We start from the raw sequence: 23369 nt of genomic DNA, 5'->3' as shown, positions 1-23369 counted from the left end.
TAAAAGTATTACAACCGTTTTACTAAAATCAAATTAAATAGGTCTCGACCAGCTTGTAGATTTGCCTGCTAACGAGTGGTGGCTTATAAGCCGTAAAAGAATTATCAAGTTGTTCTTCCCCTTCAAAAAGATTGATAAAGGTGTAAACAAAAGAGGTTACAAACAATTGTTGGTTAAACGATAATTTTTCAAAATTCTGCTGTAGTTCATCTTGACCTTCAACAATCAACTGTTTATCATCACAACAGTTTTTCTTTGTAACGGCACATGCATCAGTTGAAGGCGTGTCCATTTCCATTCCGCAGCCTTTGGCTTTGTGAAATACAGCCATTTCAACTAAAGTATCTCCACAATAATGCATATCTACAGTAAACGACATTGTAGTAAGTAACACTACAAATGCCATAGAGATCGCTATTATTTTTTTAAATACCGTTTTCATGATTAAAGCAAAGTTACAAAATTTTAATTATGAACGTTTTATTTAACAGAAGTTTAGATTTTGAATTCTCTGAAGTTATCATTTACACCAGAACCAAAAAAGGTTCCTGAAACAGGAACCTTTTTCTTATTCTTCTTCACTTAAACTATGCTTGGCATAATTTAAATTCATGGCTTTATACCGTTCTATTAGATTTGGAAGTCTTAGTTTAAAATCGCTCCAATCGCGTTGCTCTTGTGCTGTCCAAACCACTTCACTTAACGCTGTCATTCTAGGTAAAATCATATACTCCACATAATCGGTGGATTCCATGTATTCTGTCCAAACATTAGCCTGAGCACCTAAAATATATTGCTTTTCTTCTTTGGTTAATTCTTCCGGCTCCGGATTATACGAATACACCTTTTCAACATTGGTAAACCCTCCAATAGCCAATGGCTCATTAGCTTTATCTTTAGATTGATAATGATCGAAATAACAATGGGAATTAGGTGTCATAATAACATCGTGATGTTGCTTTGCCGACTCAATGCCTCCTTTTGTACCACGCCATGACATTACCGTTGCATTTGGAGCCAAACCGCCTTCTAAAATTTCATCCCAACCAATAATTTGCTTGCCTTTGGCATTTACAAATTTTTCGATACGCTGTATGAAATAACTCTGCAACTCGTGTTCGTCATGTAAGCCTAATGACTTTATTTTACTTTGACAATGCGGACAACGTTTCCAGTTTCCTTTCGGACATTCATCTCCTCCAATGTGGATATATTTAGAAGGAAATAACGGTAACACTTCCGCTAGCACATCTTCTAAAAACTTGAACGTATTTTCTTTACCCGCACAATATACATCACCAGTTACACCCCAGGTTTCGTAAACCACTTTAGCAGTTCCGTTAGCTTGAAGTTCCTTACTTTTTTCAGACATTGGGCTTTTTCCTAAATTGGTTGGCTCCTCTGGAAAACAACTTAATTCAGGATATGCAGCAATGGCAGCGGCGCTATGCCCCGGCAATTCAATTTCAGGAATTACCGTAACATGTTTACTTCCTGCATATGCAACAATCTCCTTTATTTCCTCTTGAGTATAGAACCCACCATACACTTTTTGATCGTTTTCTGTACCAGGATGGTGACCGACTATAGTTCCATTTCTGTAAGCCCCGATTTCTGTAAGTTTAGGGTATTTTTTAATTTCTATACGCCACCCTTGATCTTCGGTTAAGTGCCAATGAAAGGTATTCATTTTATGCATCGCAATTAAATCGATGTATTGTTTAATGAAACTTACCGGAAAGAAATGACGCCCCACATCAAGATGCATGCCTCTGTATACAAATCTTGGCTCATCTTTTATAATAACTGCTGGAATTGTAAACGAACTTCCTATTTTTGTTGCCTTTTCAATATCGGCAGGCATTAACTGTTTTAAAGTTTGAATACCATAAAACACTCCAGTACTGGTTTTTCCGGAAATTACAATTTCATTGGTGTTAACCTTTAACTCATAACCTTCGGTATTCTCGATTGCATCATCTAATTTTAACACAATATCACCACTTACTTCCTTCGAATCTACTTTCAATGTTTTTCCCAAAGCAGTACCTAACATTCCAGATAAATAATCAGCTTCTTGCGTTAGCTCTTTATCGCAAACAATCTTTGTTTTTTTATCAACTTTAAACGTTCCGTTTAGAATTTCCTGAAATGCAGGTTTGGGTATAATTTGATAATCACTTGTTTCATTAGATGTTTGTCCAAACAAATTAGAATTGAACAAGATTAAGAAAATAAGCACCAAAGGCACCGAAAATTGAAGTTTCATGTTTAATGTTTTAGTTTGAGTGACAAGGTATCTGAATACTTACAATTTTGAAAAAAGTTTAGACAGACGCCTTTATTTTGATATTGAACGACGTATTTTCATAAAAAAAGGCCTCCAATTAACTAAAACTGAAGACCTTCTAAACAACTAATTACTCTATTCAAGCAAACGTTTTTGTTTGCCATCTTTTATAACACCTTTAACAAGTTCGAATAACTCTTTTTTAAGTGCTCTGTACTCATCTAAAAAGGCGTTTACTTTAATTATAAGTTTGCGGTGTTCGTCTCTATAAGCTTCTTCCTGCTCATATTGATCCAACCCATCAACCATAATTTCCAATCCGTTTTCATGACGTTTTACTTCTTCTAACAAAGTGATAATTTCATCATGAATTTTACTTATTTGCTCCGACATTTTTTTTCCGTCTTCAAAATGTTTGGAGTCGATTAACTGTAGGGTGTACGACTTGATTAAATCATTAAAAAACAATTGCTCGTCTTTTGCAAATTCTAATTCAGACATCCACTTAAGAGAACTTTCATGCATGTTTTCGGAGTTTAGCCATACGCGATACCCTTTAACTTCTTGTGTTTTCATCTTTAATATTGTTTTATTTCTCTTATTTAATTTTAGTTTAATTCTTTAATTTCCTTAATCTGAAAAGGAATACATTCTAATTGTTTCTTCATCAAACAATTTTGGAATCGTGGTATTCCAACCAAAGGTGTTTTTAAGTTTTAATCGTAACGCATCTAATGCTGTAGGTTCGCCATGAATTAAAAACACCTTTTCAGGAACATTCATAATATTATTCATCCAATCCAGAAGTTCATACTGATCGGCATGAGCCGACAAACTGTCAATACTTTTCACTGTTGCTTTTACCGGATAATATTTTCCATAGAATCGAATTTCATGCGCTCCTTCTTTTAATAAACGTCCGCGAGTTCCTTCGGCCTGATAGCCCACTAATAAAATGGTTGTTGACCGTTGATCGATAAGTTGCTGCAAATACGTTAACACGCGACCACCAGTTACCATACCACTACCGGCAATGATTATCTTAGATCGGTTGTCGTCTATAGTTTCCCAGGTTTCTTTGTAAGACTGAACAATATTCACATGATTACACATCGCCTCATATTCCGCATCAGATAACTTATGCCATTTACTGTATTGCTTAAAAACCTTAAGTACATTAGTCCCCATAGGGCTATCGACAAAAATGGGAATATTTGGTATTTTGTTTTGTTTATACAATTTCCATAGTAAAAACACTAACGTTTGTAAACGCTCTACGGCAAAACTCGGAATGATTAAATTACCGTGTTTATCAATCGTTTCATTAATGATTTCTGATAGTTCCTCTTCTACATCATTTTTTGGATGCAACTTATCTCCATACGTACTTTCAACAAATAAATAATCCGCCCATTCCGGCTTTTTAGGAGATTCCAACAGATAATCATTAATTCGGCCTACATCACCTGAGAACACAAAACGCTTACCGTTAATGTCTATTTCAATAAAAGTTGACCCCAGAATATGACCATTAGATTGAAAACGATAAGACATGTTATCGGACAGGAAAATCCACTTGTTTGGCATTTCAACCTGAAATTTTCTAATCGTCCGTTCTACATCAAGTTTGGTATAAAACGGTAATGCCGGATCGTGTTTGGTATAATCTTCTTTATTCGCCTTTTCGGCATCCTCTTCATGAATTTTAGCACTATCTAACAATACAATTTCGGCAATAGATAAAGTTGGTGCCGTGCCAACAATTGTTCCTTGAAAACCTTGTTTTAGTAGTCTTGGCAAATAGCCCACATGATCGAAATGTCCGTGGGTGAGCAAAACAACATCTACTTTCCCTACATCAATAGGTAAATCGTTCCAGTTTTGTAACCTTAGCTCCTTTAAGCCTTGAAACATTCCGCAATCCACCAGAATATTTTTTTCAGCTGTTTCAATAAAAAATTTAGAGCCTGTAACGGTTCCTGCTGCTCCTAAAAACGTTATTTTAACAGAATCGTCCATGATTAATGATGACATAACATGTTTATTTCGTTTAATATTTTTTCTTTTCTTTTCTCTGAAATCCCTAAATGATCGAGATAAAACGCATCACCAACTAATTGCCGGCATAACACCACATCACGGCTCAATAAAAACTGTTTTTCTCGCTGGGTTAACAAGGTAGATACTGTAATTGGGTATAATCCGAGACGATCAATCCTGTCCTTCAACCCATTACTTACAGGATGATCCCAACTTAATAAATATAGATTAACACATGTTCCATATTTAAGAGCATCTTCAGTAAATCTGGTATTTGTTACCACCCAACCTTCAGTTAAAACTGAGGTGTTTTTTAAATTTTTGTTCCAATGCGCCTTGATATCGTTATAACGGGAATTAATGTAAAGAGGCACTTTTACATTACACTTAAAAGTCTTTTCGCTATGAAACTTACACTCGATAATAGTTGTTAAATTATTTTTTGTGGCCACAACATCAACCTCGTGTGAAATGCAATGTCCTTGTAGTACTTTATCGACTTCGGTTTTATACCCTGAATATGTTAAAACGGCACTTATAAATCGTTCGAACGGAAACCCAGTTGGCCCTAGTTCATAAATGGCTCGTTTTAACTTATATTTCGAAGCCAAATAACTCTTCTCTTTTCTAAGCAATGCGAAGGCTCTATTATAAATTTCTTTTGTTGAAATGTTATCGTACAACTCGCTAATTACAGTATCGACAATCTCATCTACCGTGGCTTGTTTTGCTCCACTTCGCAGTAAAGATTTTCTTAATTTATCTATTGAAAACTTTACTCTCTCTCCTGAAGATTTTATAACATCAACGGTAGTTTCCATGTTTTCATAGTTGTTTTAAGCTATTAAATTTAAAAAACCGATCCCCCTATTGCTATGATATTTATCAGTTTTACATTCCTCTAGAATAGTCGTCTCAGTTTTACTATCTTAGAAACTCCTACAAGCACCTAAAAATCAAAACACAAACAGAATATAAAGACATATATGAAGCACCTTAAAACCGTAATTTTATTCCTCTTTTTTATTACTTTTGGCTTCCCAAAAACCCATGGTCAAACCTATGCTAAAAACGGCATGGTAGTTTCGAGTAGTAAAATAGCCTCAAAAGTTGGTGTAGACATCTTAAAACAAGGTGGGAATGCAATCGATGCCTCGGTTGCTACCGCTTTTGCACTTGCCGTTACGCACCCATCAGCGGGAAATATTGGTGGTGGCGGGTTTTTAGTTTATTTTGACACTACCGGATTTTCGACCACTATTGATTTTCGAGAAAAAGCTCCTTTAAAAGCACATCCAAATATGTTCTTAAACGAAGAAGGAACATTACCTAAAGACAAAAATCTATATGGAAAAGAATCGACTATTAACCATATTGGATTAAAGTCTGTTGGGGTTCCAGGGACTGTTGCTGGTTTGTATCTTGCCCATAAAAAATACGGAAAACTGCCGTGGAAAACTTTAGTTCAGCCCGCTATTGATTTAGCCGAAAACGGATTTGAACTCCCCTATTCCATAGCTCAGTTTGCAATTTTCACCAATGAAAATTCTGATATTGAGTTTCTAAAAGATTACTTCAAAAATAAAAAAGGAGAACTCGTAAAATTTGGAGAAGTATGGCAGCAACCCGCCTTAGCTAACACTTTAAAACTAATTAGAGATAAAGGCAAAGACGGTTTTTACAAAGGTGAAGTCGCCCAAGAAATAGAGCTCTTCATGAAAAAGAACGGTGGTATTATCACCAAGAAAGATTTGAAAACATATGAAGCCATAGAACGTAAGCCTATTGAAGACACATATAAAGGTTACGACATTTACGCCATGCCACCACCGAGTTCAGGAGGTGTTGCTCTTGTTGAAATGATGAATATGATGGAACAGACTAATCTAGATTCTATTGCCTTTAACTCCACCGAATACGTCCATCTTTTAGCGGAAGTGATGCGCAGAACCTTTGCTGACCGTGCAGAACACTTGGGTGATCCTGACTTTAATCTAAATATGCCCTTAGATAAATTAACATCCAAAGCCTTTGCTAAAACTCGTTTTGAAAAGATTGATATGACCCAGGCATCTCCAAGCAATCCCACAACTTTTGGGCAGATTTACGACGGAGAAAACACCACCCATTTTTCGGTAGTTGATAAAGACGGAAATGCAGTTGCCCTAACCTACACGCTTGAGCATTCTTATGGTTCTGGGATGGGTTCAAAAAAACTTGGTTTTATATTCAACAATGAAATGGGCGATTTTAACCCCATACCTAACACCACAAACGAAGAAGGTTTAATAGGCACTAACCCAAACATCATTCAACCTAAAAAACGCATGCTTTCCAGTATGACGCCAACAATTATCGCTAAAGATGGAAAACCTTATTTAGTTATCGGAAGTCCCGGCGGAAAAACAATTATTAACACTGTTTTTCAAACCGTTTTAAATGTGTTGGCCTATAACATGCCCATTGACAAAGCTATTGAGTCTATGAAAATACACCACCAATGGTTACCCGACCGAATTGTTTATGAAGAAGACAAATTATCTCCGGATACTAAAAGAAATCTCGAACTCATGGGACATCAGCTTATGCCTGTTTATAGATTAGGTGAATTAATGGGCATTCAAATAAATAACGAAAACCACATTCTTATAGGCGCATCAGATTCATGGAGTGCAGAAGGCGCGGCTATTGGCTATTAAATTTCATAAAAAAAGAGCAACGTGGGTTGCTCTTTTCGTTTAATAATCAAAATAATTTTAATTATTTATTTCCTTCCTTTATCAATCCGTTAAGTGCTGAAACTGGAATGGTAGCTTTAAGTACCATCTGGGTTTTTGTTTCATCATCGGAATGCTGAAGTGTCTTTGTATAAGACACGGTTCCAATAACATTTCCAAACTTATCGATGATTGCCGAACCACTTGACCCCGCCTCATAATCAGCTGAAATTGCCATAATATTTCTATACCCTCCAAAGGTTATTTCACTAAACTTATCCGTCACCATACCTGATGAAAACGCATAGAAATAGCCTTTAGGATGGCTAACGATATATACAGGATCTCCTATTTCTGCATCTTTAGTAGCCACTGGCAATGCTGGAAGTTCTGTACCGTTAGTATCAACCTTTAAAATAGCTAAATCGTTTTTTTGATCTGCTAGCAAAACCTCTGTTACAGGAAAAATAGTACCATCTTTAAGCATAACCACCATAACATCTCTTGCCTCTTTGTTGTACTTTGTTACATAGCCATTAAGCACATGATAATTGGTTACTATAATACCTTCTGAGCCTATAATATATCCAGAAGCCGGGTAAGTATGCACTTTATCACACACGTTTCCTTTCGCATTAACTTCACCACATCGACCAGCTGGTGACACTATAACGATAGATTCTGAAACACGATTATATAACTCACCTGGCGTCAGGCTTTTTTTCTTTGGTGATTTTAGATCTATCGCAACCGGACCATATCCTTTCTTTTTAACAGACGGACTAAGAGCATCGGCTGAAATTACATTTCCTGAATCGATAAGTTTCCCTGCCTTAAGTGCTAACGGCACTTTATACTGACGGATGTTGCTTTTATAATTCTGAGCTTGAACCGTTGATGTTACTACTAATAAAAGTAAAAATATTTTTAAAAAGTATTTCATGATATAAAATGATAATTTACCTTATTTAGACAGGCAATAATATTTAAATTTTAAAGGCGCAAGGTACATTTTCACCAACAAAGCTTTCTTAGAACTATGTTAAAATTAACTTCTATAAACCCTAAAAAAGCACAGTAAAAACTGCGCTCTTCAACAAAAAACTAACTCAAAAAAATTGAATTAAACATAAATTTTAATTAGTAAGCGATATTACCCTTTCTGGATAATCAGTAATAATACCATCTACTTTTAATTGAATTTGTTCTAGGTAACAACATTTAATTCTGTATTTACGTTGTTAGTACATCTTTGAATTTTTTCCATAAGTAAATCTCTTTTTACAGGTTTCGTCATGTAATCATTCATACCCATATTCAAAACACGTTCTCTTGTTTCTGCCATAGCATCAGCTGTAACGGCAATTATTGGAATACTTCCAATGGCCTGTCCTAACTTACCACTTCTAATAAACTCTGTTGCTTCATAGCCATCCATTATAGGCATTTGTAAATCCATAAGTATTAAATCGTAGACTTCCTTTTGTAAAGTTTCTATTGCTTCCTTTCCATTTTCAACTACAGCAAAACTAATACTTGGAAAACTACTTAAAAGCTTACGCATAACCATTTGGTTAAGTTTATTATCTTCAACAATAAGTATATGCATTGGCTTTTCATTAGTTTGTTGATCACACTCTTTTAGTGTTTCCTTTTTTTCAGAAGTTTTTAGAGGAATCTCTATAAACACATCTGTCCCCTTATTTAATTCACTTTCTACTTTTATTACACCGTTAAATAAAGTCACTAAATGTTTAGCTATTGTAAGTCCTAAACCAATACCACCGTATTGCCGTTTATGGTTAAGTCTCATCTGATTGTAACTATCAAAAATACATTCCTGGTTTTCTTCACTCATACCAATACCTGAATCTGAAACTTGAAAAGAAAACTGACATATATTTTTAGCCTTTATTACACATTTTAGTTTCAATACCACACCACCAGTATTTGTATATTTTACAGCATTACTTAAAACATTATTTACGACCTGTAATAACCGATCTGAATCTCCTATTACACTCGCAGGGATTTCAGAATCCATTTCAAAATGATAATTTAAACCTTTTTTTAAAGCTTCAGATTTCCAGTTTTCGCTAATTTGATTAAGAGCTATAGATGGATTAAAAGTCTCATTTTTTAATTGAATTTCATTCTTTTCAATTTTCTCAAAATCTAAAACATCATTAACATTACTCAACAAACTAATACTCGCATTCCTAATTATTTGATATTTTTTACGTTCTTCAATTGTACTTTTTTGATTTGCCAGTTCGGTTTCTACAATTCCCATAATAGCATTAATTGGCGTTCTTAATTCATGACTCATATTAGACATAAAGAACGTTTTAAGTTCACTTACTTCTTCAGATTTCTTAAGTGCCAATATTTGAGATTTTTCATTTTCCTCTCTTAATTTTTTCAAAAGATTTGTCATTGAAAGCGATAAAAACACAACCTCGAACCCCGTCCCAAATTTAGAGCTGTTTAGTGTATAAAAATTTGTGGGTAACATGCCAAGGTTATTCATTACAAATCCCAAAAGCCCAATCACTAAAAAAAATACACCTACAGAAAAATAGGGATCTATTTTAACTTTTTTAAAACGCATTTTAAACACCGTAGTTAAAATAAGTATTAAACTTAAAAACCCATTAAAATTACTAAGCGGATAGGCCAACTCGAGGGTTTTTGAATTTAAGAACACTAACAACAAAAGCACGGCAAGAACCATATAAATGGTATTATATAACTTGCTAAAATCTGGTAAGTATAATTTCACATTCAAAAAATATTCACAATATCTCAACAAGAAAAAATTTGAAAATAATGCAGAAATTAAAACCATTCTACTATTTATATACCCTCCATTTGAGAAAAAATACTGGTAAACAAATCCATCGAGAGCTGCCTGCATTAAAGCTATTGAAAGCACATACAAACCATAATATAAAAAGGCTTTATTATTTAAGCTGCTATAGAAGAAAAGATAGATTAATCCAGCCAAAAGAAGTACACCATAAAAGAGTCCTAAAAACAATTGTTGCCTATAATTCGTTATTAAAAATGTTGACTCATCATATAAATTAAGTGGAATATTGATGGTTTCGCCATCGCTTTTTAATTCAATATAAAATTGATTTTCACTCTTTGGCTCCAATACAATTTTGAAAATAATTTGTCTATGAGCCAAAGCCCTTTCATTAAATGGAATTTGATCTCCACTTTTTAACTTCTTAATGGTTTTACTAATACCGTAGAGATTAACTACATCCGTTATAGGTCTGGCTGTTTCTAAATAATAAGTTTTTCTTGAATCACTAGTATTCTTTAATTTAAATCGTACCCAATAGGTATCTGAAGTGAAACCTAAATCATGATTTTCAGATTTTAAATTCTGAAAATCCAGTTGCGTATTATCTAATATATCATTAATTGAGTATTGCGATTTACCAACATTCGCGAACTCTGCATATTGATATAATTTACCTGCATTTGATTCTGGGTTAAATGCTGGCTGCTGTGCAAAAGTAAAATTGCTTACAATTAGAGCTATTAATAGTAGTGTTTTCATAAGTGAGAGACTAAACATTGACCTACCTACGAAAAATTACAACTACTGGTTTTATTTATTTTTAATCTTTATGATAACCTCCATTACCTCTAATTAATATGATACATTAAAATTACTGCATAAAACACCTAACTTAAAGAAGATTAACAGAACTCAATACATAAAAAAAGAGAACCTATTTGTAGATTCTCTTGCTTCGTGACGAGAACAGGGCTCGAACCTGTGACCTCTGGGTTATAAAATCATTACCTGACAAATTCACAATACAAAATAAGATCTTCCCGGATGCTATATTTTAAATTCGTGTTCCAAAACGTGTTCAGTTTTGTGTTCACTTTTTTATTAAAATTTTTAACAAAAAAAGGGATAAAAAACTCCTATCTCCTAATGTGATTCTATTTGTTTAATCCATTTTGAAATATCTTTTAAAGCTTCCTCTGAAAACACTTCTTCTAGCTCCGAAATTTCTTCGTTTGTACATTTTTCACAGTGTTGAAACATATGGTTAAGCTTTGAATAAACCTTTGTTGTAATTTTTTTCTTTTTAGGAAGATATTTTCTATATGCTTCTAAATTCTCATTAGACAAAACCATAATATCCTGTTCGCCATTTAAAGCCAGAACAGGTACCTTTATTTTAGATAAGTACTTTTTAGAATTATAATGAATCATATAACGATACCAATTGGTTTTTGCTATTCTGGCATATCTATAAATTAAATCTAAATCTCTACCATCATCTAAATTAAGAGCTTTAATAGTCGTACTATCTTGCTCTTGTTTCCACTTAGTAACCGAATGTTCTAATCTCAACTCTAAACTGTCTTCTTTTTTTGAATGATAAACCGTTTGAAACATCGTATTAAACATTTCCATATGCTTATCTAACAACCCGTCAGTCTTATGAATTCCTTTTAAAATAGCCTTATTTTGTAATTCTAACGTCTTTAATCCACTAACTGCAACACCTGCCAAACTAACCATAAATTTAACATCTTTATTTCTTGAGGTTTCGATGGAAGCAATCATACCACCTTCGCTGTGACCAATTAACCCTAAAAATGAATGATCAATATCTGTTCTATTTTTAAGATAGTTTAAAGCTTCCTGCACGTCGTTAGCAAAATCAAGACTTGTTGCCAAACTAAAATCGCCCGTTGTTTCATCTTTTCCTCTATCGGCAACCCTTAATGAAGCAATACCGTTTCTTGCTAAATAATCTGCGAGAACGGTAAAAAACTGATGCCCTGAATACGTGTAATTACGATCATGTTGACCTGTTCCTGAAATTAATACTGCCAAGGGATATTTACTTTTACCTTTAGGAATGGTTAGAGTCCCCCCATAAACAAGCCCCGTTTCAGATCCTTTAAACTTAACATTATCAACAAAATAAGGATACGGTTTTTTAGGATGTTGAGAAAAAAACAAATCCTTTATAGCATTTACTTTTTTAAAATTCAGATTAAAGGCATCATTATAATATTCAAACTGTGCTATAATAGAATCAGCATTTTTATTCTGTAATTTAATTTTAAAACCTCTTGTGCTTTGAGCCAACAAACTATCTCCTTTATAATTGGTCCATAAAGGAACATCGTTAACATATTGCTCTGGAATAGATAAGTATAAGGTATCCGAAACTAGGTCTGAAGTTCCACTTTTTAAAATATAACGTTTAGAATGATGTTGGCTCTGCCAAATACTTTGTGCACTTACATGATTAAGCAAACCAACATATACTAAACTTAAAATTACTTTATAAAAACGCATGTTTTACTTTTCGTTTTTAAGATATTCAATAACTATTGATATTTCGTCTGCCAACTCACTAGGGCTTCCTAAATAACCTGTAGAGCGCCATCTCAAATTTCCTTTAGCATCGATGATCATTTTTTGTGGAATTCCTGAAAATTTAAAAGCTTCTGCATATTTTGAATAGGTGTCATCTAATTTTCCTGTTTTCGGATTTTCAGTATCGAAAAGCACTTCAAAATCATACCCTTTTTCTTCAACAAACTTAGCTACTTTAGTTTTATAATTTTTATCAAATTCCTGAGTATCTAAAAAGAAAAATTTAACATTCCTATCGTCTGCATACTTATTAACAGCCAACTGCATCCCTGGCATTGCTTTTTTGCATGGTGCACACCACGTAGCCCACATATCTATAACTACTATTTTACCTTTTTGTTTACTCAACTTTACTTTTCCTCCTTTTGAGCTCTCCAGTTTAAATCCTTCAATAGGTTTATTTATAAGTTCTGAAATAACTTTTGCTTTATGCTCTTCAAAAGCCAATCCTTTCGATTTTAAATCGGAAACATAAGCATCAAAAGACATGCTGTAGTTCTGCTTTTCAAAATCTTCCTGAAGTATTCTAAGCATCGCTGGCGTTGCGTTATTTTCTTTTATACAAGCTTCTATAAAACTAATAGCCTGATTATGCTGATTATCTCCTATTAGCAAACGGACATTTAAGTCATTAAATTCGGTGTTTTTATATGCCATTAAAGGTTTTACTTTTTCAAGAAACTTTTTAGCATTTATATAATCTTTAGCTTTTTCTGAAATAACAGCATAACTTAAATACTCTCTCGCAGAATATTCTATGGCTCTATTTTTCCATTCTAAAGCAGACAAATGACCTTGAAATTGTTTGGGTATAATCGTTTCGCGACGTTCTAACTCTGTTATAATTACATCTGCTTTGGTTTTTAAAGACTCTATATCCTCAGTTTCTCTACTTAAAGGAATAGACACAAAATGCCATGCATAATCTAACAACACATTATACGGCGTTTCATTTAAATTGTTAAAAGCATAACTATAATCGTTATTTTGAACAATATACTGGTATGCTACCGATTTAAACAGTTTATCGTAATACAGCTCTTCTGTTTCTGTGTAAACATCATTAAAACGTTTTTGTGGAAATTGTTTTTGAAACTCATTAAACAACTGCATTTTCTTATTTGCATCTATTTCTCTAAAGAGACTTAATATTTGCTGATCTCTAGCTAACACCCCTTTAGGATAGCTTTTCAACAATGCGGTTTTAACAGAATCAACAAACACCTTCTCTTCATCTTGTGGCAAAAGATTTAATGCCTTTTGTACCTGATATTGTTGTTTATTATCTAAGTTTAAAGTTAAAATATAACGTAATTCGTTTTTTATAGAGGATTTATGGTCTCCTCTTTTTGACAAGGTGAGTAATTTTAATCCTTGATAGAATACACGACCTCTACTTTGCGGGTGATATTTTAATTCATTCTTAACCCAGAAAAATGAAATACTGTCTGCTATAAAACCATTATCAGGCACAGCTTCCGGAAGTTCGGTTACTGCTTTATTTCTGAGTGTTCCCCAAGCCAAATAGGCTCCTGGCGAATCTCCCAAAATCCAGGAATAAGGCCATCTTTCTCCTTTATCTATAAGCGTATCAGATTTAAAAACACATGAAATAAAAGCCGACTTATCTGATAATTTAACCCTGGTTTTCCAAATATTTAAGGAATCTTGATTTAGAGTAATATCTTTGGCTTCCCATTTAAAATCGTTAAACAAATAAATAACGGCAGAAACCTGTTCTACATTCTTTAAATGAGTGTTTGCGGAATTATATCTAAGTGTTATTTCTTCCCCTGCCTTTGGGTTTTCGGGAAAAACAGAAAAGGTTGCATTTGTCTTTTGAGCAATAGCTGCAAAACAAACAAGCCATGCTCCTATTACTGTTATAATAGATCTATTCATTTAATATATATTTTAAAGCACCCTAAACAATTAGAGTGCTTTATTTTATGTAATTCCTATTAATTCTGCTCTAGATTTGGAGCATAATCGAATAATTTAGAAGCAAATGGCATTTGGTATCTTTCGCCTTCTGGTTCTAACGTAAAGGTTTCGTCTAAATACTTGTGGGTAATAGTTTTTGCGAAACGCGGATCTTTATTTAAACGTTTTAAATCAAACCAACGGAACCCACCGCGAACCATTAATTCTCTTCGGCGTTCTTCCAGTACTTTTACTAAAGCATATTCTGCATCTGCCGCTGTTAAAGCTTCGTAATTTTCTGCTTGAAATCTTTTTTCGCGAAGTGCATTCACAGTTTCCATAGCTAAAGAAGCTTCATTATTTCTTGCTAAACACTCTGCTTTAATTAACATCATTTCTGGAACAGATGGTCCTGCGTTTCTTGCTTCTCCTGTTAAAAACTCACCGCAATAAGCTCTACCTTCTGTTAATTGCCCCCATGTTATATCGGCTACAGATCGTGTAAATAACTGATATCTTAAATCATTTTCATCAAACGAGTTTAACAGTTCATCATCTAATGATAAAAACACAGGAGAATACATATACGTTGATGTACTTTGCTTAGACAAAATAACTTCTGGATTTTCAAATCTTCTAGGAAAAGAATAATCTGAAACGCCTATATAATCTTCTAAATTTAACAGTGTATTCTGAAAACCTAAAGAAGCCTCTGCATTTATAATTGCCTGTTCGTAATTTCCCATATACAAATAGGTTCTTGCCAACAAAGCATGTGCCGCAGATTTAGATGCAAAACCTACATTTCTACCTGTTTGAACAGACGGAAGACCTGCATTTACAGCTTCTGTTAAATCGGAGATTATTTGTGCATAGACTTCATCTACTGTCGACCTGTAAATATCGCCCTCTACAATAGGTTCTGTAAACATTGGAATTCCTAAATCTGAAGTAGAAGTATTAATATCATACGCTTTACCAAAAATATTAACCATCGTTAAAAATACGTATGCACGGTTTACAAGGGCTTCCCCCTTAATAGCTAATTTTTCGGTTTCCGTTCCATTTTTACTATCCATTACCTCTGTAATAACTACATTGGCTTTATACAAAGCTGAGTACATACTATTTAAATCGTAATCTGACTCCCCTGTATAATAAACAGAATCTGCCCATTTATAAACTTCTTTAAAAGGACGATAATAGGCACTGGTTCCGTAGTAATCTTCAAAATATTGCGCATGATCATTTCTGATTACAATATCATCAGACATTACGTCTACTATACCATAAGATTTATCGAATGTGTAAGTATCGTTTAAAAGGTATCTGTAGTTTATGGTCTCTTCAGGAATTAATTTCCCTTCTGTTCTGATATCTACATAATCATCACAACTCGTTATATTTAAACCAGCTATAATAGCACCTAAGTATATAAAATATTTTTTCATTTTCACTGAATTAAAAGTTAACATTTAGTCCTAAAGTATACATTGCTGTAGGAGGTAAATTAATTTGAGAAGTTGTATACGGTAAAAAGTCTGGATCTATTCCTTCTTTATTTTTTGTCCAGATAAGACCTAAGTTTCTTGCTGTAAACGATAAATTAGCTCCTTTTACTAAAGTATTCTCGAAAATATTAGACATATCGTAACTTAAAGAAATCTCTCTTAATCGAATATGGTCTCCCTCGATAACTCTTTTATTACTAAAATTATACCTTGAATAACTGTAACCATTCATCCCTAAAGCCCCAGGGACATCTGTAAACTCTTCATCTCCCGGCTGTCTCCATCTATTAGCTACATTTGCATTTAAATCGTAACCATAAAAATAATATCTAGAAACGTATGGTCTAAAACTAGGGTTGAATAAAACGTAATCGAACTTATATGTAGCCAACGCGAATAAAGTCCATTTTTTGTAGCTTAAGGTTGTATTAAAACTACCATAATATCTTGGTGTTCTAGTTCCCATAAACTCCATATCTTCTATATCTGTAAGCACAGTATTAGGCCCAACAACTTCTCCGTCTTTATCGTATACCAATGTTTGCCCACTAGCATCTAAACCAGCCGATCTAAAGGCAAACATACTGTTTAGAGGATACCCTTTTATTGGAGGTGTAGAGCCTGTTCCGTTAAGGTAATTTGAATAACTTTCATACCTAGAGTCTGTAACTTCATTTTTATTGTATGAAAGCACAAAAGTTGAATTTAAACTAAAATCTTTAGATTTTAAGATCACACCGTTAACATTAAAATCGATCCCGTTGCTTTCTAAAGTTGCGGTGTTACGGGTTAAATTGTTGTTTGGTAAACCAAAAAACTCCGAAACAGGAAAATCCTGAATTAAGTCTTCACTTTTCTTTTTATAATACTCAAACGAACCGCTTAATCTGTAATCAAATAAAGTAAAATCTAATCCTAAATTGAATATTCCAGTTTTTTCCCAGCGTAAATAAGGATTAGCTGCTGCATTAATTGATGCATACGGTAAGTTAGATAAATTATAATCTGTATCTCTTATAGACATGTTGGTAAACGGATACGTTGTTAAACTTATATTTCCATTATAACCATATGATGCTCTTAAGTTTAGACTATTAATAAAATTGGCATTTAATAAGAAGTTTTCTTTATAAATGTTCCATTTAGCCCCGGTAGACCATAATGGCGTTCTTCTATATTTTTTATCTAATCCAAAATTATTGTAGTCGTCTAACCTTGCACTACCTGATAAGGTATATTTATTTCTAAACGAATATGCTATATTTCCATAGTAGGATAAAAATCGACGTCTTATATCTCTTCTAATATTACCATAGGTAATTGTTGAAGAATATCCATTAATATTAGTATAAGTTGTTGAAGGTAAATCTATAGAAGTTTGGGTTTGTTTATTATATCCAAACAATCTACCTCCATTTGTTTTATCTCTGGTTTGTCTAAATTCTATACCAGCAATACCGTCAATAGAATGTTCTCCTTTAAAGGTATTATTATAATTTAATTGTCCTCTGGCGGTATAACTACTATTTATGTAATTATTGGTTTGAAATACTCCACCCAACGGTATGCCTCGAACTAATTCTCCTGTATTTTCATTTATAGAAGTCGCGTTATTTATTAAGTCTCTGGCATAAAATGTTTCCGGACTATAATAATTCGGGTTATCTGTATAAGAACGTTCTACAGAATAATTTGTTACCGCTTTAAACCCATAAAATAATGGAATATTAAGAGCTATGTTAGCAGAGTAATTTTGTTCATTAATAGATTTATCGCTGTTTCTTAGCTCATCTAAATAATTGTATTCCCATGGTAAATAACCTTGATTTTCAAATTCCTGACTGGTTTTACCATAATAAGATCTATAATAATCTACTGAATTTCCATTATCATCAACAACCTGGTTGTAAGGTAAAAACGTTGTTAATGTTGAAGCTAAAGGAGACAAACCTAAACCGTTTTGAGAATAATTAAAAATAGATCCTTTTAAGCTTGTGCTTACGTCTATATAGTTAAACATTTTAAAGTCCTGATTCGCTGTTAAAGTGAATCGTTTACCTTCATTCTGTTTAGATTGTGTTTTTTCGTTAGCAAACGAAATTGAAGTAAAGAAACTATAATCGTCATGCCCTCCACTTAACGACAAATCGTGTGTTGTAGCTTCTGATGCTTGTAAAAAATAATCTTCAACTTGTCTGTAACCACTTTTCCCTCTGTTTCTTAAAACATTAAGCGCAATCTCTTTTTCTTCTGCAGTAATTTCACCACGCATTTCCTGAAACATAATTTCCATACCTTGACTAATAGGTATAGCGGAATAAAGGCTGGTTGCTGCAGCTGGATCTGAAACCACGAAATTATCTACCAATTCTTGCTCTAAATCTAATACTTGAGTGGCATCCATTAACGGCAAACTAGATAATGATGGTTTTGTTGAAAACGTATAGCTTTGTGAATAATTTATACTCGTTTTTCCCTTTCCTCCCTTTTTGGTATTGATTACAATTACACCATTTGCTGCTCTTGCTCCATAAATAGAAGCCGCCGCTGCATCTTTTAAAAAGGTAATAGTTTCAATATCTTTAGGGTTAAGTGTTCTTATATCTAGTTCTGTAGGCGTTCCGTCTAAAACCACTAAAGGCATATCTTCTGCCTGATAAGTTGACTGCCCTCTAATTCTAAAATTATAACTTGTATTACCTTCTGTTTCAGGCAATAAATTACTATAAACAAACGTATTATCAGACTCTAATATATCTAATTGAAGTCCTGGCACCTGGCCTTCAAGTTTCATAATAGCATTAGATCCAGGGATACGCTCCAAATCTTCTGATTTAACAACCGCAAACGATCCGGTTGCTCTTTCTTTTGAAATATTCTGGTAACCAGTTGAAACAATTTCAACAGCATCTAATTCGGCTACATCTTCTTCTAAAGTTATATTAATAACCGTTCTATCTCCTACTAAAACTTCCTGAGTTTTAAAACCTAATGAAGAAATCATTAAAATATTCTTTGAAGACGTTACTTTCAATGAATAGTTTCCATCAAAATCTGTAAAAGTACCTAAATGCGTTCCCTTAATCATAATTGAAGCACCTGGAACAGGAATTTTAGCTGCATCAACTATTTTACCTGATACAATAAATTCTTGAACTTCATTTCTTTTCTCAATTACAATGGTATTGTTTTCACTAAGTACAATAGAAAAATTGCCTTTAGGTATGCTGTTACCAAGCAATTTACCTACAGTTATATTTCCTTTTTCTAATTTTACTTTTGGGGTATTGTTAAATAAATTTTCTGGATATAGAAAACGATATTTCGTTTGATCCATAATCATTTCGAAAACCTCATCAATTGTAGCTGTTTTATCTGCATTGATTTTAACGCGATCTTGAGCTAAACTACTGTTAGTGTTAAAACTAAAAACCGTGGCGCACAGTAAAAAGATAAATGTTCTCATAATCATCCTTAAATGCCGCTTTCGTATAAGAGAACGGACATTAATTGTTTTTAATTCCATAAATTTGTTTTGTGTGTTAGTTAGACATTTGTTTAATTATTACATGATATAGGGACGAAATCTGTGACACCGCCAAATGTTTGAATTTCGTTCCCTTTTTTTATAAGACACTCATAAAGCATCTGCTTTTATTCTTCATTATTTAATCACAACGTTTTTGTTGTTTATTTCATAACCGTTAATTATTCCAAATCCTTGAATGGTATTTAATATTTCGACTATACTTTGATCTTTTCCTAAAACCCCTACGAATTTAACATCTTCAAGGTTTTTATTTTCAAACACTACATCCATATCATACCACCTTGATAACTCTTGCATAATGGCTTTTAATGTTTTGTGTTTTAAGATAAATTCACCATTTAACCAGGCTGTTTCTGTTCTAATATCTGCAGGTTTAATTTCTATGTTTTGACTTTCTATATTAACCACTGCCTGCTGATTGGGTTTTAGTAACCTCTTTTCGTTTGGTAAATTAATTGAAACTTCTCCCTCTTGTAATGTGGTATAAATATTTTTGTCTTCCGGATACGACTTCACATTAAATTTAGTCCCTAAAACCTGTATTTCCTGAGCATAACTAATTACTCTAAAGTCTGAGCCTGAATTTAATTCACTAGGACTCACTTCGAAAAAAGCCTCGCCATATAGCAATTCTACCTGACGTGATTTACCTTTAATAAAATGTACGGGATATTTAAGTTTGGTCTCTGAATTTAACCACACTTTAGTTCCATCTGAAAGAGTAACAAAAAACTGCCCCCCTCTTGGAATAGTAAGGGTATTATAAACAATTTCTTCACTATCTGCAGCATCTTCATAAACAATTTCTTCCCCATTAGCAGTTGCATTTTTTGTTTTTAACGAAGTCCCTTTAACAAAAAATATTTCTTCCCCATTTTCTAAAGTAAGTTTAGCTTTACTCTCTCCTGGAGTGATATTATTGTTGATAATAACTGTATTGTTTTCAAAACTGCTTTCTTTAACAATATCGTCTCTAAAAAAATAAACTAAAGAACTAACACCAACTAAAACAGCCGCTGCATACTTTATAATCGACCTCCTTGTTTTTAACCTTAAAACGTTACGGTTTTCATTTTTAATTCTATCAAGTAAAACTGTCTTTATTTCATTGACATCACAGTCAGCCACAGCTAAAGTAGCCTTGTAATGTACCCTAACATAATTTTCAAAAAGCAATTCATTATCAGGATGTTGAATCCACTCATTCAGTAAATCCAAATCTTCCAAATTTGCCTCATGAACCAAATATTTTGTAATGGCAAGCTCTACTTTTTTAGCGTTCATTTTTAGTTTTATTTATAGTATGACAAAGCTAAAGTTGCAATACCCTAACTTTTATTTCATCTTTTTTTCATTTATTTCTCGATATATTTGCATAGAGCACATTATTTTCAAGTTTCTAGCAATGAAATACATAGATCAAAAGGCATTAATAAATGACATAAAAAAAGGGAAAGAAAGTGCGTTTGTGTTTGCTTTAGAAACGTATAACAAACGACTTTATGCTTATGCTTTAACTCTAACTAACGATAGTGCTATGGCTCAAGATGTAGTACAAAATGTATTTTTAAAAACCTGGGAACAACGCTCAAAAATTAACATTAAATCTTCTCTCCTAAACTATTTATTTAAATCGGTATACAACGAATTTATAAACGAATATAAAAAGAATAAAGCGTTACTATCTCTGGAACAAAAATACTATAATGCTCTCGATAAAATTGTTTCTGACGATGACAATAATTTTTCTGAAAACGCTATAAATTTTATAAAACAAGAAATACAAAATCTTCCTCCAAAATGCCGTGAAGTTTTTATTTTAAGTAGAAAGGAAGGTTTAACCAATATAGAAATTGCTAATTACTTAAATATATCTATTAAATCGGTAGAAGCGCACATTCACAAAGCAATGAACGTATTAAAAGAGCGCATAGGCAGCAAAATGAATAATATTTTATTTATGATTTTTGGTATTAAAACCAATTAGCTCATTGTTCCCTAGCAACATATAAGTCTTCAATCGAAAACAAACTATCTGAGCTTAAATAAGAGCATGCTTGAATTTTAAAAAAAAAACCGCAGCTTAAAAGCTGCGGTTTTTTTATTATTTAGCTATATATTATTTACCTGTAAACAGATCTAATAACATAGCCTTTCACACCTTCATCATCAACTAATTTTAATAAATTGTCCTTTTCCTCGTCGGTTAGATACTTTTTAATTCCTGGAATAAGTATATAAAGCATTAAGTCTTTTTCTCTTTCACTAATATTTGGAATGGCATTATTAATTTCCTTTAAAACATCATCTTTCCCTGACTCTGTTAATTGTAACATTGCAGCCGATGTAAACGCTGGTATTGCTTTTAAATTTGAAATACCTAAACTATTTACATGGTCGAACTTTTCGTTTACACCTTCTACCGACGCCTTTCCTGTGTATCCTTTTGCTATAATGCCAAAATATTGTTCATATTTGCTTACTAAAATAGAATCGACTCTATTTTTTCCTAAAACGTCTCTAAACTCATCTCTATGGGTTTCTAAAAAAATTGCCTTATCGGAGTCTATTGGTGCAAATCTTTCAAAAATAAACGCAGCCTCTTCACTTACCTTTTCCTGATCGCTTAGGGTATCATAAAAGTTATTAACCAGAGAATCTGGTTTAATCGTACTGGTACCAATTAAAGCTTGAAGGTATGCCGATACTGTTGCATTATCGCGTTTACCCGCATCGTATCGTTGCTGAAGCATTCCAAATGCTTTAGATGCATCAAAAGATGTTTCAACTTTGGCTATAAATTTTTGAGTATCTAAAAGGCCGCCTGCAAACATATGTACCAAATCGCCTTTATCGTCTAAAATAACAAAAGTTGGATAAGCTCGAATTTTATATTTATTAGCCAACTTAGCGCCTTCAACACCAGACTCAGCATTAACTTTTAAACTCACAAACTTCTCATTAAAATAGGTTCCTACATCTTCTTTTGGAAATACTTGAGCATCCATTAGCTTGCATGGACCACACCAACTTGTATAAAAATCTATAAACACATATTTATCTTCTGTTTTTGCTTTTTCTATAGCTTGATTTAAAGTTAAATCCTGAAATGCTACACCTTGCGCAGCTACTTTTAATACCAACAATAAACAAGGTATTAGCAATACTATTTTTTTAATCATAATTTTTATATTCTAAGCAGTTTCACAAATCTTTTATTCTACATTTAAAATTTCTCTCAAAACTCCATCTACCTGATCTTCGTCTAATCCTGTAGTCATATCTGGGTGATATAATAATCTTATTAATTCTCTATCAATTGAAGTATACTCATTAACTACAGTCCATTCTGACTGAAAAATACTATCTGGATACCAATAAGAATCTTGAGCCAATCCTAAAGATTGTGTTAATTCTTCACGCAACAAATGTTTCTGTCCGTTTAATTGCTCTCTTTCAATATCTACGTACATATGTCCTCTCGTTAATTGATTTTGACTATTCGTAGAAACAGTAAACAATCCTGAATTATTAATCACAAAATTAGATAGACTTGGATATATTTCTGCATAATCCATACCTCTTCCAAAAAAAACATGATAATTAGACTGTAAAGAATCGTTTACAACAGTTATCTGAAATCCATCTGTAGCTAAATCATTAATTTCTGCTATGATTCTATCCAATTCACTAATTAATTCTGAACTTGGTGCTCCGCTAACAAACACCCTCATATCTGAAGTCCATTTCCTAGTAACGTGACTTAAATTTCCATACTCAAAACCTAATGCAATTTCTTTGAAATAATTAATAACCCTCGTTTCATTATCCATTGGTTCTGGCAATGCATCTTCATCTTGAGAGCATGATATTAGAAGTGTCAAAAAGTATAATAAGATTAATAATTTTT

16 protein-coding genes are annotated in these 23369 nt (G+C 33.0%); 2 read left to right on the top strand and 14 right to left on the bottom strand.

Features of this window, described 5'->3' with window-relative positions:
* Positions 1-28: 28 nt before the first annotated feature.
* The 5 genes from RBH94_RS08710 to RBH94_RS08690 form a co-directional block, all read right to left on the bottom strand.
* Complete coding sequence (locus RBH94_RS08710) at positions 29-406, bottom strand: hypothetical protein (RefSeq protein ID WP_307880559.1); 378 nt, start codon at positions 404-406, stop codon at positions 29-31.
* Between the two features lie 162 nt (positions 407-568).
* Positions 569-2269 carry a beta-N-acetylhexosaminidase gene (locus RBH94_RS08705; protein ID WP_307880558.1) on the bottom strand — a complete coding sequence of 567 codons (1701 nt, stop codon included), beginning with the start codon at positions 2267-2269 and terminating at the stop codon, positions 569-571.
* Positions 2270-2425: 156 nt separating this feature from the next.
* Positions 2426-2866, bottom strand: coding sequence for a hypothetical protein (locus RBH94_RS08700; RefSeq protein ID WP_188224219.1), 441 nt, complete (start codon positions 2864-2866; stop codon positions 2426-2428).
* Between the two features lie 54 nt (positions 2867-2920).
* Positions 2921-4309 (bottom strand): MBL fold metallo-hydrolase RNA specificity domain-containing protein, encoded by a 1389-nt coding sequence (locus RBH94_RS08695; protein ID WP_307883150.1) that lies wholly within the window; start codon positions 4307-4309, stop codon positions 2921-2923.
* Between the two features lie 2 nt (positions 4310-4311).
* Positions 4312-5151, bottom strand: coding sequence for an ATP cone domain-containing protein (locus RBH94_RS08690; protein ID WP_307880557.1), 840 nt, complete (start codon positions 5149-5151; stop codon positions 4312-4314).
* Positions 5152-5316: 165 nt separating this feature from the next.
* On the opposite strand from RBH94_RS08690, the gene ggt reads away from it, so the two are divergent.
* On the top strand, positions 5317-7029 hold the full coding sequence (gene ggt / locus RBH94_RS08685; protein WP_307880556.1) for a gamma-glutamyltransferase: 1713 nt from the start codon (positions 5317-5319) through the stop codon (positions 7027-7029).
* Positions 7030-7090: 61 nt separating this feature from the next.
* Here ggt and RBH94_RS08680 read toward each other — a convergent pair whose 3' ends face one another.
* From RBH94_RS08680 to RBH94_RS08650, 7 genes are all read right to left on the bottom strand, one after another.
* Positions 7091-7990, bottom strand: coding sequence for a serine protease (locus tag RBH94_RS08680; protein WP_307880555.1), 900 nt, complete (start codon positions 7988-7990; stop codon positions 7091-7093).
* A gap of 264 nt (positions 7991-8254) precedes the next feature.
* A complete protein-coding gene (locus tag RBH94_RS08675; protein WP_307880554.1) occupies positions 8255-10621 on the bottom strand; it encodes a hybrid sensor histidine kinase/response regulator in 2367 nt (788 codons plus the stop codon).
* Positions 10622-11005: 384 nt separating this feature from the next.
* Positions 11006-12394: an alpha/beta fold hydrolase gene (locus RBH94_RS08670; protein WP_307880553.1), complete on the bottom strand. Its 1389-nt coding sequence runs from the start codon at positions 12392-12394 to the stop codon at positions 11006-11008.
* A gap of 3 nt (positions 12395-12397) precedes the next feature.
* Complete coding sequence (locus RBH94_RS08665; RefSeq protein WP_307880552.1) at positions 12398-14377, bottom strand: TlpA disulfide reductase family protein; 1980 nt, start codon at positions 14375-14377, stop codon at positions 12398-12400.
* A gap of 59 nt (positions 14378-14436) precedes the next feature.
* Entirely contained in the window at positions 14437-15849 is a 1413-nt protein-coding gene (locus RBH94_RS08660; protein ID WP_307880551.1) for a RagB/SusD family nutrient uptake outer membrane protein, read from the bottom strand.
* Positions 15850-15859: 10 nt separating this feature from the next.
* Positions 15860-19375 (bottom strand): SusC/RagA family TonB-linked outer membrane protein, encoded by a 3516-nt coding sequence (locus RBH94_RS08655; RefSeq protein WP_307880550.1) that lies wholly within the window; start codon positions 19373-19375, stop codon positions 15860-15862.
* A gap of 198 nt (positions 19376-19573) precedes the next feature.
* On the bottom strand, positions 19574-20743 hold the full coding sequence (locus RBH94_RS08650; RefSeq protein WP_307880549.1) for a FecR family protein: 1170 nt from the start codon (positions 20741-20743) through the stop codon (positions 19574-19576).
* Between the two features lie 121 nt (positions 20744-20864).
* On the opposite strand from RBH94_RS08650, the gene RBH94_RS08645 reads away from it, so the two are divergent.
* Entirely contained in the window at positions 20865-21446 is a 582-nt protein-coding gene (locus RBH94_RS08645) for an RNA polymerase sigma factor (RefSeq protein ID WP_307880548.1), read from the top strand.
* A gap of 136 nt (positions 21447-21582) precedes the next feature.
* On the opposite strand, the gene RBH94_RS08640 is transcribed toward RBH94_RS08645, so the two are convergent.
* Both RBH94_RS08640 and RBH94_RS08635 read right to left on the bottom strand, forming a co-directional pair.
* Positions 21583-22641 (bottom strand): thioredoxin family protein, encoded by a 1059-nt coding sequence (locus RBH94_RS08640; protein ID WP_307880547.1) that lies wholly within the window; start codon positions 22639-22641, stop codon positions 21583-21585.
* A 33-nt stretch (positions 22642-22674) separates the two neighbouring features.
* On the bottom strand, positions 22675-23343 hold the full coding sequence (locus tag RBH94_RS08635; RefSeq protein ID WP_307880546.1) for a DUF2927 domain-containing protein: 669 nt from the start codon (positions 23341-23343) through the stop codon (positions 22675-22677).
* Positions 23344-23369: the final 26 nt, after the last annotated feature.

This window comes from Aestuariibaculum sp. YM273 (assembly GCF_030908365.1).
Taxonomy (GTDB): domain Bacteria; phylum Bacteroidota; class Bacteroidia; order Flavobacteriales; family Flavobacteriaceae; genus Aestuariibaculum; species Aestuariibaculum marinum.
Note: the sequence above shows the minus strand (reverse complement) of the source record. Positions and strands in the feature narration are given on the sequence as shown.